Origin of the sequence: Paenochrobactrum gallinarii (assembly GCF_014205685.1) — a bacterium.
Taxonomy (GTDB): domain Bacteria; phylum Pseudomonadota; class Alphaproteobacteria; order Rhizobiales; family Rhizobiaceae; genus Paenochrobactrum; species Paenochrobactrum gallinarii.
Map to the genome: position 1 here is coordinate 199,995 of NZ_JACIIU010000004.1, position 12,675 is coordinate 212,669.

At 49.4% G+C, this 12,675-nt stretch carries 12 protein-coding genes and 1 pseudogene; 12 read left to right on the forward strand and 1 reads right to left on the reverse strand.

What is annotated here, in order from left to right:
• Positions 1-2: 2 nt before the first annotated feature.
• The 9 genes from trmD to FHS77_RS06840 all read left to right on the forward strand — a co-directional run bounded on the left by trmD (position 3) and on the right by FHS77_RS06840 (position 8,019).
• Positions 3-704, forward strand: coding sequence for a tRNA (guanosine(37)-N1)-methyltransferase TrmD (gene trmD, locus FHS77_RS06800; RefSeq protein WP_246431249.1), 702 nt, complete (start codon positions 3-5; stop codon positions 702-704).
• Positions 704-1,060 (forward strand): DUF4260 domain-containing protein, encoded by a 357-nt coding sequence (locus FHS77_RS06805; RefSeq protein WP_184221636.1) that lies wholly within the window; start codon positions 704-706, stop codon positions 1,058-1,060. The genes trmD and FHS77_RS06805 overlap by 1 nt, the downstream gene beginning before the upstream one ends.
• A 217-nt stretch (positions 1,061-1,277) precedes the next feature.
• Entirely contained in the window at positions 1,278-1,715 is a 438-nt protein-coding gene (rplS, locus tag FHS77_RS06810) for a 50S ribosomal protein L19 (RefSeq protein ID WP_184221638.1), read from the forward strand.
• Between the two features lie 431 nt (positions 1,716-2,146).
• Positions 2,147-3,556, forward strand: coding sequence for a 3-isopropylmalate dehydratase large subunit (gene leuC / locus FHS77_RS06815; RefSeq protein ID WP_184221640.1), 1,410 nt, complete (start codon positions 2,147-2,149; stop codon positions 3,554-3,556).
• A 220-nt stretch (positions 3,557-3,776) separates the two neighbouring features.
• Positions 3,777-4,235 (forward strand): GNAT family N-acetyltransferase, encoded by a 459-nt coding sequence (locus tag FHS77_RS06820; protein ID WP_184221642.1) that lies wholly within the window; start codon positions 3,777-3,779, stop codon positions 4,233-4,235.
• A gap of 329 nt (positions 4,236-4,564) precedes the next feature.
• Entirely contained in the window at positions 4,565-4,963 is a 399-nt protein-coding gene (sdhC, locus tag FHS77_RS06825) for a succinate dehydrogenase, cytochrome b556 subunit (protein WP_184221644.1), read from the forward strand.
• Positions 4,964-4,975: 12 nt separating this feature from the next.
• On the forward strand, positions 4,976-5,359 hold the full coding sequence (gene sdhD, locus FHS77_RS06830; protein WP_374786217.1) for a succinate dehydrogenase, hydrophobic membrane anchor protein: 384 nt from the start codon (positions 4,976-4,978) through the stop codon (positions 5,357-5,359).
• Positions 5,360-5,367: 8 nt separating this feature from the next.
• The gene (gene sdhA, locus FHS77_RS06835) at positions 5,368-7,224 is read left to right on the forward strand and encodes a succinate dehydrogenase flavoprotein subunit (RefSeq protein ID WP_184221648.1); all 1,857 of its coding nucleotides are present in this window, start codon (positions 5,368-5,370) and stop codon (positions 7,222-7,224) included.
• Positions 7,225-7,239: 15 nt separating this feature from the next.
• Positions 7,240-8,019, forward strand: coding sequence for a succinate dehydrogenase iron-sulfur subunit (locus FHS77_RS06840; RefSeq protein ID WP_184221650.1), 780 nt, complete (start codon positions 7,240-7,242; stop codon positions 8,017-8,019).
• A gap of 279 nt (positions 8,020-8,298) precedes the next feature.
• Here FHS77_RS06840 and FHS77_RS06845 read toward each other — a convergent pair whose 3' ends face one another.
• Positions 8,299-9,555, reverse strand: a complete 1,257-nt coding sequence (locus FHS77_RS06845) for a ubiquinone biosynthesis hydroxylase (RefSeq protein ID WP_184221652.1) — start codon at positions 9,553-9,555, stop codon at positions 8,299-8,301.
• Positions 9,556-9,766: 211 nt separating this feature from the next.
• Here FHS77_RS06845 and tesB point away from each other — a divergent pair, with 211 nt between their 5' ends.
• The 3 genes and pseudogenes from tesB to FHS77_RS16480 all read left to right on the forward strand — a co-directional run.
• Positions 9,767-10,663 carry an acyl-CoA thioesterase II gene (tesB, locus tag FHS77_RS06850; RefSeq protein ID WP_184221826.1) on the forward strand — a complete coding sequence of 299 codons (897 nt, stop codon included), beginning with the start codon at positions 9,767-9,769 and terminating at the stop codon, positions 10,661-10,663.
• A gap of 152 nt (positions 10,664-10,815) precedes the next feature.
• The gene (locus tag FHS77_RS06855; RefSeq protein ID WP_343060964.1) at positions 10,816-11,865 is read left to right on the forward strand and encodes a glycosyltransferase family 2 protein; all 1,050 of its coding nucleotides are present in this window, start codon (positions 10,816-10,818) and stop codon (positions 11,863-11,865) included.
• Positions 11,866-12,040: 175 nt separating this feature from the next.
• Positions 12,041-12,617 (forward strand): annotated as a pseudogene (locus FHS77_RS16480) (DNA translocase FtsK 4TM domain-containing protein); the annotation flags it as partial.
• Positions 12,618-12,675 lie beyond the last annotated feature (58 nt).

The window sequence follows — 12,675 nt, forward strand, 5'->3', positions numbered from 1 at the left end:
ATATGACATTGAAAAAATTTCAGGCATCGGTGCTGACGCTTTATCCGGAAATGTTTCCGGGCCCTTTGGGTGTGTCCCTGGCTGGTAAAGCTTTGAACGATGAAAAATGGTCACTGGAAACCGTTCAGATTCGTGATTTTGCTGAAGATAAACATCGCATGGTGGATGATACGCCGTCAGGCGGCGGTGCCGGTATGGTGATGAAAGCGGATGTGGTGGCAAGAGCTATCGATTCGGTTGCCGATCATCGTCCGAAATTGCTGATGAGCCCGCGCGGCAAACCATTGACGCAAAAACGCGTGCGCGAATTGGCGGCAGGTGATGGCGCAATCATCATGTGCGGGCGCTTTGAAGGGCTGGATGAGCGGGTGATTGAAAGCCGCGAACTGGAAGAGATTTCCATCGGGGATTATATTCTCTCGGGCGGCGAAACCGCTGCTATCGTGCTGCTTGATGCCATCGTGCGCTTATTACCAGGTGTCATGGGCAATCAGGAATCAGGGGAAACCGAAAGCTTTGAAACAGGGCTTTTGGAACATCCGCATTATACCCGTCCGCAAGTGTGGGAAGGGCGCTCCATTCCTGAGGTGCTGACTTCGGGCAATCATGGTGCGATTGATAAATGGCGCCGTGTTCAGGCCGAAGAGATCACCAAAACACGCCGCCCTGATTTATGGGAAGCTTTTAAAGGCATCAAGAAATAATGCAGATTTTGCGTCGCGCAGAATATGGGGCGGTTTTACTGATTGCTCTATGGTTTTATGCAATCAGCGGCGCAAGCTGGTGGCTGTTTGCGCTTTGTTTTCTGGTGCCGGATTTTACCATGACCGGTTATGTTTTCGGTAATCGGGCAGGGGCGGTCATTTATAATATCGGCCATAGTTTTTTGGGCGTGATTGCTCTGGCTACATTCATCCATATCTACGATCAGGAATGGTTGTGGCCTTATATGCTGATCTGGTTTGCGCATATCGCTTTTGACCGGATGCTAGGTTACGGGCTGAAATATGTGTCGAGCTTTCAGGATACGCATATGGGTTCTATTGGCAGGCAAAAATAATAAGGCCATAAAAACTTGCGATCTGCCTGTGCCCGCAGAGTTGATTATGTCACGTTAATAGTGTATTGCGACGCCAGTTCCGGAAGAATCCGGACGTTCGCTAAATCAATAAATGGTGAACCGCCCCTGCTGAAAAGCATAAATTTGTGGCCATGTTGCTACAAGTGAAGCGTTGGGCGCTCTGGCTGTTTGAGAAGAACTACTAAGGATCAGAACGATGGATATCATTAGCCAGCTCAACGCTGAACAGGTTGCTAAAATCGAAGAAAAGCGCAAGCTGCCAGATTTTCAGCCAGGTGACACTGTACGTGTTATGGTTCGCGTAACTGAAGGTACACGTACACGTGTACAGGCTTACGAAGGCGTTTGCATTGCACGCGCTGGTGCAGGCCTCAACGAAAACTTCACAGTTCGTAAGATTTCTTACGGTGAAGGCGTTGAACGCGTATTCCCGGTTTACTCCCCACTGGTTGAAGGTGTTGAAGTTGTTCGTCGCGGTAAAGTACGTCGCGCCAAGCTCTACTACCTGCGCGGCCTGACCGGTAAAGCAGCTCGTATTGCTGAAAAGAAAGACAACCGCACCAAAGCAGAACGCGAAGCTGACAAGCTTGCTGCTGCTAAGGAAGCCGCTGCAAAAGCTGCTGCTGCTGAATAAGATCAGCAAAAATGATTATAAAACAGGCGGCCTTCGGGTCGCCTTTTTTATTTGCTGAATTTGCAAAAAATTATTACTCATTCCGACTCAATTAAAATGCGTGAAAATGCATGATGAAAGAAAACTGAAATGCAATTTCTCAGCGCTGAATGATGTAAAACAGGGGCTAAGCTACAGGAATTACTGCTGCTGCGGCTTTTTACCCCGCCTGAATGGCTCAAAATGCGGGTTTTACAGCGTTTTTCGCTATTCTTGCTGGCCGTAATTCTGCTATAATCTAGGCGCAAACGAAGTTTTTTGCATGTTTTCGGTCGGTTTTGTTTCGGAATCTTGCTGCGACACCCTGTTGCGCTTGCTGTTTCTTGACGAAACCGTGCTGTCAGTGCATAGACAATCATTATTTTTTAGAACCGTTCAAAGGATACTCCGCAATGAGCGCGCCGCGTACACTTTATGACAAGATTTGGGACGATCATCTGGTGGATCAGCAGGATGATGGTACCTGCCTCCTCTACATTGACCGCCACCTTGTCCACGAAGTGACAAGCCCGCAGGCTTTTGAAGGTCTGCGTATGACAGGACGTAAAGTTCGTCATCCGGAGCGCACTTTGGCTGTGGTTGATCATAACGTGCCGACTTCGCCTGACCGTGTAAATGGTATTAAAAACGAAGAAAGCCGCATTCAGGTTGAAGCACTGGCGAAAAACGCTGCTGATTTCGGCGTTGAATATTATTCCGAGCGCGACAAGCGTCAGGGCGTTGTGCATATCGTTGGTCCGGAACAGGGCTTTACACTGCCGGGCATGACCATTGTTTGCGGCGACAGCCATACCTCAACTCACGGTGCTTTCGGCTCTCTGGCACATGGTATCGGTACATCTGAGGTGGAACATGTTCTGGCAACCCAGACCCTGATCCAGAAAAAGGCTAAAAACATGCTGGTGCGTGTGGATGGCAAACTGGCACCGGGTGTAACCGCTAAAGACATAACACTTGCAATCATCGGTAAAATCGGCACCGCTGGCGGTACTGGTTATGTGATCGAATATGCCGGCGATGCAATCACCTCCTTGACCATGGAAGGCCGTATGACGGTCTGCAATATGTCGATTGAAGGCGGTGCACGCGCTGGTCTGATTGCACCCGACGATACAACATTTGATTATATCCGTGGCAAGCCGCGCGCCCCGCAAGGTGAGCAGCTTGAACAGGCAATCGCTTATTGGAAGACCCTTCGCTCCGACGAAGGCGCTCATTTCGATAAGGTTGTAACCCTCGATGCGGCTGAAATCTCACCGGTTGTTACATGGGGTTCTTCGCCGGAAGATGTGGTTTTCGTGACCGATGTGGTACCAAATCCGGATGACATTAAGGATGACACCAAGCGTTCATCCAAATGGCGTGCGCTGGAATATATGGATCTGAAGCCGGGCACCAAGATCACCGATATCGCGATTGATCGCGTCTTTATCGGTTCTTGCACCAATGGCCGTATTGAAGATCTGCGTGACGCCGCGCGCATGGTTGAAGGCAAGAAAGTTGCCTCTACCGTCAATGCGATGATCGTTCCGGGCTCGGGTCTTGTAAAAGAAATGGCTGAAGCTGAAGGTCTGGACAAGATTTTCATCGAAGCAGGCTTTGACTGGCGTGAGCCGGGTTGCTCCATGTGTCTGGCGATGAATGATGATCGTCTGGCACCGGGTGAACGCTGTGCTTCCACTTCAAACCGAAACTTTGAAGGTCGTCAGGGCTTTAAAGGCCGCACTCATCTGGTGTCGCCTGCTATGGCTGCAGCCGCTGCTGTTGCAGGTCATTTCGTTGATATCCGCGACTGGAAATAATCCACATCTGCGGATGAGTTTTAAAGGGGTGCAGTTTTATCTGCACCCTTTTTTATTAAGGCATAAGCGATAAATAGCGGGCTTTTACCCGTGACGTAAAAGCGCTTCGCACTTTTGTCTGAAATGCTTTAGAAAGAAAGTCAGTTTGGAATAGTAAGACGATTGTACTTGAAACTGGTTTATACAGATTATGCATATATGATTTGGAGGACTGACCTAAATGTCGAATGAGCATGCTTTTGATATTGCTTTGTTGCATTTGCGCGATGCCCATGAATTTGCACCTTTGCTGGCAAGTTACGCGCAAGCTTTGAAGCGCGGCGCACCACGCCGTCCCGATGAATATTATGCCGAGCATTTGTTGCAGGATCGCAGCGCCGAAATTTTAGGCGCGCGCCTGAATGGTCAAATCGTCGGCTTCTCGATTTTCTACGATTTGCCGGAGCCGGTATCAGGTATGCGTGCAGGGCAGGTCGATCACATTTATGTGCATCATGAGCATCGTGGCAAAGGTATTGCCAAAGCATTGATTGATGTGCTGGCTGATAAAGCGGAAGAACGTGGCTGGAGCAAGCTGATGCTGAATGCGCCGCGCGTGCCGGAAGATGGTCGCAAACTTTATGAGCAGGTAGCAACCGCTGCCGACTGGTCCAGCTATGTGATTCGCTTCGGCGTTTGAGAAAAGCATGTGCCGGATATGGTGTTAATAAGTTGATTTAAAACAGCAACTTTTAAGGGGTTCCTGTTTTAACCGATTGAAGTGCACTGAATGGCGGATTTTCGCAGAAGCTGCGACTAAATGTTTAAATCTAAGCCAAAAGCGACTTTGACGTGGTCGCAAAAGAGCAGTAAACCACCAAGTAGATGATCGTATTTTGCGATCTCAACGTATTTTACCCGATCGGGTGCGCAAGTGAGGATTGGATTGCGCACCAATGTCTTTAATGGTTCGTGGATTTACGAGCCCTTATGATCGGGACGTTACGCAAGGGAAGCCTACGAAAAGCCATGACACAACCCACATCAACGCGTCAGCGCCCTTTATCTCCCCATTTGTCGGTGTATCGCTGGACCATCACGATGGCCATGTCGACACTGCACCGCCTGACCGGTATCGCACTTTATGGCGGTACTGTGCTTTTGGCCATCTGGCTGCTGTCAGCTGCAATCAGCGAAGAATGCTTTAATGCAGTCAACGTAGTTTACGGCTCAATCATCGGCCGCTTTATCCTGTTTTGCTACACATGGGCTTTGTTGCACCATATGGCTGGTGGCGTGCGCCACTTCATCTGGGATATGGGCGCTGCGATGGAAAAACATACCGCTTCCAAGATTGCATGGGCATCATTGATTTTCTCACTGGCTGCAACCGTGCTGGTCTGGGTTATCGGTTACTCGGTGCGCTAAAAGGAGATGACTATGAAAGATATGCGTACTCCTCTTGGTAAGGTTCGCGGGCTCGGTTCTGCTAAAGAAGGCACCGGCCATTTCTGGGCGCAGCGTATGAGCGCTGTGGCTCTGGTGCCGCTGGTTCTTTTCTTTGTCGGTTTGGTCGCCTCCTTGAACGGCGCTGATTATGCGACAGTGAAAGCAACACTTGGTCATCCGGTGATTGCCATCATCATGGCGCTTTTCATCGTAACGGGTGCCTACCACATGCGCCTTGGCATGCAGGTTGTTGTGGAAGATTATATTCATAGCGAAGGCATGAAGATCCTGCTGGTTATGCTCAACACATTCTTCTCGTTTGTGATTGGCTTTGCCGGTGTATTTGCGATCCTCAAGCTCAGCTTCGGAGGTTGATAAGCCCGATGGCTAAAACAGAAAATAAAGCAGCAGGCGCTGATAAAGTTAAATTTGGTGGTCGCACATATACCTATGTGGATCATAAGTTTGATGTGGTTGTTGTTGGTGCCGGTGGTGCGGGCTTGCGCGCAACACTCGGTATGGCTGAGCAGGGTTTTAAAACTGCCTGTATCACTAAAGTTTTCCCGACCCGCTCGCACACTGTTGCGGCGCAGGGCGGTATTGCTGCATCCCTTTCCAATATGGGGCCGGACTCATGGCAGTGGCACATGTACGATACCGTCAAAGGTTCGGACTGGCTCGGCGATATGGATGCGATGGAATATCTGGCGCGTGAAGCACCGGCTGCAGTTTATGAGCTGGAACATTACGGTGTACCGTTCTCGCGTACCGAAGAAGGCAAGATTTATCAGCGTCCGTTCGGCGGTCATATGCAGAACTTTGGTGATGGCCCGCCGGTACAGCGCACATGTGCTGCTGCTGACCGTACCGGTCACGCAATTTTGCACACACTTTACGGCCAGTCTTTGAAAAACAATGCGCAGTTCTTCATTGAATATTTCGCGCTTGATCTGATCATGACCGACGGTGTTTGCACCGGTGTTGTTGCATGGAACCTCGATGACGGCACCATCCATCGCTTTTCAGCCAAAATGGTTGTGCTGGCGACCGGTGGTTATGGCCGTGCTTATTTCTCCGCAACATCAGCCCATACCTGCACCGGTGACGGTGGCGGTATGGTTGCACGTGCTGGCCTGCCTTTGCAGGATATGGAATTTGTTCAGTTTCACCCGACAGGTATTTACGGCGCAGGCTGCCTGATTACCGAAGGTGCGCGCGGTGAAGGCGGCTATCTGGTCAACTCAGAAGGTGAGCGCTTCATGGAGCGTTATGCGCCTTCTGCCAAGGATCTGGCATCACGTGACGTGGTTTCGCGTTGTATGACACTGGAAATCCGCGCTGGTCGCGGTGTTGGTAAAGATAAAGATCATATCTACCTGCATCTTGATCATCTGGATCCTGAAGTTCTGCATGAGCGCTTGCCGGGTATTTCGGAAAGTGCCAAGATTTTTGCCGGTGTTGATCTGACCAAAGAACCAATTCCGGTTATCCCGACTGTTCACTACAATATGGGTGGTATTCCGACCAACTATTGGGGTGAAGTGCTGAACCCGACCGAAGCTGATCCGCATCGCGTACAGCCTGGTCTGATGGCTGTTGGTGAAGCCGGTTGTGCTTCCGTTCACGGTGCAAACCGTCTCGGCTCCAACTCGCTGATCGACTTGGTGGTCTTTGGCCGTGCGGCTGCAATCCGCGCTGGTGAAGTGATCGACCGTGATGCAAAAATTCCAGCCATTAATGAAGCAGCCTGTGATGTGATCATGGAGCGCTTTGATCGCCTGCGTTTTGCCAATGGTTCCACACCAACGGCAGTGCTGCGTGATAAGATGCAGCGCACCATGCAGGAAGAAGCGGCTGTGTTCCGTACATCTGAATCCCTGAAGGAAGGCTGTGTCCGTATGGCCGCCATCTGGAAGGAAATGCCGGATATTAAAGTCACTGACCGTTCGATGATCTGGAACTCCGATCTGGTGGAAACACTGGAACTGGAAAACCTGATGGCGAATGCGATCACCACTGTGGTGGCAGCAGAAGCCCGCAAGGAAAGCCGCGGCGCGCATGCGCATGAGGACTATCCGGATCGTGATGACGTCAACTGGCGCAAGCACTCTTTGGCATGGCTGTCGGAAAATGGCGACGTCAAGCTCGGCTATCGTCCGGTACAGCTTGAGCCACTCGTCAAAGAAGAAGACGGCGGCATCAGCCTTGAAAAAATCGCGCCAAAAGCGCGTGTATATTGATCGGGGGACAGAGCATTGGCTGAATTAGCACTTCCCAAGAATTCGCAGATTAAACAGGGTAAAACCTGGGAACGCCCGAGCGGTTCAAATAATCTGAAAGAGTTTAAAATTTATCGCTGGTCGCCGGATGATGATGAAAATCCGCGCATGGACACTTATTTTGTCGATCGCGATGATTGCGGCCCGATGGTTTTGGACGGTCTACTTTGGATTAAAAACAAAGTTGACCCGACCCTGACCCTGCGTCGTTCATGCCGTGAAGGTATTTGCGGCTCTTGCGCCATGAATATTGACGGTGCCAATACGCTCGCTTGTACTAAGGGTATGGATGAGATCAAAGGCACAGTTAAGGTTTATCCTTTGCCACATATGCAGGTGGTAAAGGATCTGGTGCCAGATATGAGCACATTCTATGCTCAGCACCGCTCCATTGAACCATGGCTGAAGACCGTTTCCCCGGAACCTGCGAAAGAATGGCTGCAGAGCCATGAAGACCGCGCCAAGCTTGATGGCTTGTATGAGTGCATTTTGTGTGCTTGCTGCTCGACATCTTGCCCGAGCTATTGGTGGAATGGTGACCGCTATTTAGGTCCTGCCGTTCTGTTGCAGGCTTATCGCTGGTTGATCGACAGCCGCGATGAAGCAAAAGGTGAGCGTCTGGATAATCTTGAAGATCCGTTCCGTCTCTACCGCTGCCACACTATTATGAACTGTGCGCAGACTTGCCCTAAGGGTCTGAACCCTGCGAAGGCGATTGCCGAAATCAAGAAGATGATGGTTGAGCGCCGCGTGTAATCGCGGCAATCTCCTTCTTTTTTATTTCCCTGTCGGCCATAGGCCTCGTCGCCTCTTGTTTAGTTCCCACTCGGCCTTTGGCCTCCGCGCCTCTTGTTTAGTTCCCACTCAGCCTTCGGCTTCGTCGCCTCTTGGCTGAAATCAAGAAGATGATGGTTGAGCGCCGCGTGTAATCGCGGCAATCGGCCTGTCTCTTTTCAGACGGGTTCGGGCTCTTGAAAATTTCAATAAAAAAGGCAGGGATTTCCCTGCCTTTTTTATAATTTAAAACCCGTAAGTTTAGATTTGCTCACCTTGCAAAAGGCGCGGAATATCTTGTGTCAGGCCGGAGGCTTGGCGAATGAAGAATTGTTTCAAGCTTGGCAGGCGATCCACCAGCCCCAGGCCGATGGTGCGGGCAGTGCGCAGCGCCAGATGGTCGTTGGAGAACAATCTGGTTAAAACATCGCTGGTGACGCCCATGCGTACCGTATCAAAACGGCGCCATGCCTGATAACGCTCTAGGGCTGCAAAGGAACCGATATCGAGGCCCAGACGATCAGTTTCGACAATCACCTGTGCAAGTGCTGCGGCATCTTTAAAGCCCAGATTTAAGCCCTGACCCGCAACAGGATGAATACGGTGTGCCGCATCACCAACAAGCGCAAAGCGTGGTTTGACAAATTCGCGTGAGAGCGAAAGCCCAAGCGGGAAGGCGCGCTTCATACCTTCGACGCGCAATGGCCCCAGATGATGGCCGAAGCGTTGTTCTAATTCAGCTTCAAAGATGAAGTCATCTTGGCTGATTAAGCGTTCGGCATCAGCTGTGCGTTCGGACCACACCAAAGAACATCGATTGCCTTTCAGTGGCAAAATGGCAAAAGGGCCTGACGGCAGGAAATGTTCAATGGCCACGCCGTTATGCGGTTTTTCATGGCTGACATTGCAGACAATGCCGGACTGGCCATATTCCCAATCAACGGTTTTAATACCGGCCAGATCGCGCAGTTTCGATTTTGCACCATCTGCTGCTACCAGCAATTTGGTGTGAATGGTTTCACCCGTTGAGAGATGAACCTGCACTTCTTGCGGTAGTGTTTCAAAACCATCAACACTGGTTGCTTCAATAAATTTGATACCCAATTCACCCGCGCGTTTGTGCAGGGCACCATTGAGAACACGATTTTCGACCATATGGGCAAAAGGTTCACCAGGCTCCACTTCACCGTCAAAGGTCAAAAAGACAGGGCGCACAGGGTCGGATGTGCGTGAATCTGTAATGACCATTTCAGTGATTGGTTCAGCTTCCGGCAGGATTTCTTCCCAGCAGCCAAGCTGGTTGAGCATACGGGAGGCTGCCGCTGCAATCGCGGAGGCGCGCGGGTCTTTTTTCCATGCACCGGCTGGCGCACCATCAACAATGGTGACGTTTAAATGTGGCGAGGCAGCTTTGACAGCAACTGCGGTGGTGAGCCCGACATAGCCAGCACCCGCAATTACCAGATCGGCTGTCAGGTCAGCTTGCTCTGTTTTGGCTTGGCTTTTTTTAGCGCTCATGTCCGGCATCCTTTTTGCAGTTCTTATGCACACATGCATATTCGCATTTACTACATGATATCACAAGCAAAAGGCATAGTTTGTTGTCGCAGCAATTTTGACGCATTTTGCTTGACCATCTTTGACGATAACGTGCTTTGATCATTGATTTTAATAATCAAACCTCCATAAGTCGTCGCCCTTTATATGTGTTTCGGGAGTTGTTTTGTCTATGTCACATGATGCGAACCCATCGGCTAATTCTGCCCCGTCCGCAATGCAAAAACTTCTCACCATTCTTGATCTGGAGACGTTGGAGCATAATCTTTTTCGCGGTAATAGCCCGCAAGTGGGTTGGCAGCGTGTGTTTGGCGGGCAGGTGATCGGGCAAGCCTTGGTGGCGGCACAGCGCACTGTCGATAGAGATAAGTTTGTCCATTCTTTGCATGGTTATTTTATGCGGCCGGGTGACCCGTCTATTCCGATTATTTATGAGGTGGACCGGATTAGGGATGGCGCGAGCTTTGCTACGCGCCATGTGTTGGCAAAGCAGCATGGCAAAGATATTTTCACTCTTTCGGCTTCTTTTCAGTTGGATGAGCCGGGGCTTGATCATCAGATGCCTATGCCGACCGGCGTTGTCATGCCGGAAGTATTGCTCAGCGACGGCGATATGAAAGACAAGTTTTTGAATAAAGCGCCGCCTGCTGTGCGCAAATATTGGGAGCGGGAACGTCCGGTTGAAATCAAGCCGGTATCACTTGATCATTATTTCTCGCGTGAAAAATTGGAGCCGCGCCAGCAGGTCTGGGTGCGTGCAGTGGATGTGGTGCCGGATGAGCGAACATTACAGGCGGCAGTGCTGGCTTATCTGTCGGATATGACATTACTTGATACGTCTTTATTTGCGCATGGGCGTTCGATTTTTGATCCGGATTTGCAGATTGCCAGCCTTGATCATTCGATGTGGTTTCACCGGCCATGTAAACTGGATGATTGGCTGCTTTATACGCAAGACAGCCCCAGCGCTTCCGGTGCACGAGGCTTTACGCGGGGCTCCTTCTATACACGCGACGGAATATTGATCGCATCGGTAACGCAGGAAGGATTGATCCGGGTTCGCAGATAAACCATCTATAATTAATCACATAGATAGCAACTTAAGTTGAGTGAGTTATTCGTTGCCATTAGTAGGCAAGTATTGTTTTAAACTGCGGCTTGGTGTAGCAAAGATATTTGTTCAAACTAGATGCCCCGCTTGGGGTAAAGTTATGGTCGGAAGTGAAGAATAGTAATTGTAGTTTTGTCAAATTAAGTATCCTCGTTCCGTGCTATAATGTTTCTAAATACATAGATGAGTGTTTGGATAGCATCGCAGATCAGATTACGAACCAATGTGAAGTCATCATTTATGATGACGGCTCCACGGATGATACTGCTGAAAAAATTAAGCAACACAGAATTGTTAAAGGATTGGATGCGTGCTTAATCTTGGCGCAAGAAAATGGCGGCATCAGTGTTGCACGCAATAATTTGCTGGAACATGCTCGCGGTCAATATATTTGGTTTGTAGATTCTGACGATAAAATTTTAGACAATGCAATTTCGAACGTGTTGGGGTGTATCGCGCAGCATCAGCCCGATATATTATTTTTTGATTATAATGCGTGGTTCCATGATCCTACTCCGCGTATGATACGTAAGGGCTTTCAGCGCACTAGTTTTGATGGGAAACCTGGCTTCTATCAGAATACAGATGATGGGTTGTTATATAACGCGACGATGAAAAGTACGAGGTTACACCCGTGGTCAAAGATTTATAGGCGCACTCTTTTTAAAAACGGGACAGAGTTTCCGGTTGGAAAAATATTTGAGGATGTGACCGTTGTGCCTCTTTTATCTGCATATGCAGAAACAGCTTTTTATCTGAACCAGCCGCTCGTAGCCTATCGTGCCCGTGAAGGAAGCATATTGTCGTCACTTCGTGCCGATAAAGAAATAGAAAGTCTTAGGGCTGTTAAAGAATTTAAAAACAGATATGAAAAAAACATAGGCGCTCTAAGCAAAAAATCTCACTTGATTACCACATATTTTGCAGCCTTGCAGTTGCGCCATATCATCAAGTCAATTGCTAAACATCCGGATAAGCAAGAATCTGCATTCTTGATTGAACAATGTCTGCATGAATTTAAAAGCATACATGGAAAAAATACATTCTATGCTCTTTATGCGTGTTTGCGTGAGGGGGATTTTTTCCATTTCATACATTGTTCAAAGCGTTTGATACAGGCGCATCTTATTTGCTGGTTTAATAAGCAAAAAAAGGCCTGAAGAAGCAGATTGAGAATATTGCTGATTTGATAGTGTTAGGTAGTCGGCTCCTGCGCGATGGTTAATGACGTCTTAACTATCGGTGTTTTATGATGTCCCGAATCTGCAAAATTAACGTGTTTGGCATGCTGGTTTTGCAGGAGCTTAAAGAGCAGGGTTATTCAGGACAGATTTCATGCGGCAGGGATATCCGGTCAACGATGAACGGCTAAATGGTGACAGATTACGATTGATGACGCTGTTGCGGCGTCAGGTCGATATTCTGCTCGGACTATTTTTGCTGGTTCTGGTCGGTTTGGCGATCGGCGCGCTGGCTACATGGAATGTGACCGATCCGAGTTTTAGCCATGCAACATCGCAAGAGGCGACCAATGCGCTTGGCTATCCGGGTGCGGTTTTTGCCGATTTCGCCATGCAGTTTTTGGGGCTCGCCAGTGTGACAGCCCTTTTGCCCTTAGTGTTCTGGGGCATTTTGCTGATGGTTCAGGGTAAAATCGGCCGTCTGCCAAAAAGAATTATGGCATGGATTTTATCGGCATTACTGTTTGCCGCTATTGCCAGTTGTTTTTCTGTACCGCCAAGCTGGCCGATGCAGATCGGCTTGGGTGGTGTTTTCGGTGATATGATGCTGAAACTTCCCGGTCTTTTTCTGGGTGCGTTTCCGCATGGTGCTATCGCTTCTGTCATCGCACTGGTCTTACTATTTCCCGCTATTTGGCTTTGTGCTTTTGCCGGTGGTCTGACAGGCCGTAAAAACGGCCTGATTAAATCTGGTGCACTGCCTGCCGATGATGCCGAGCAGGACGACTA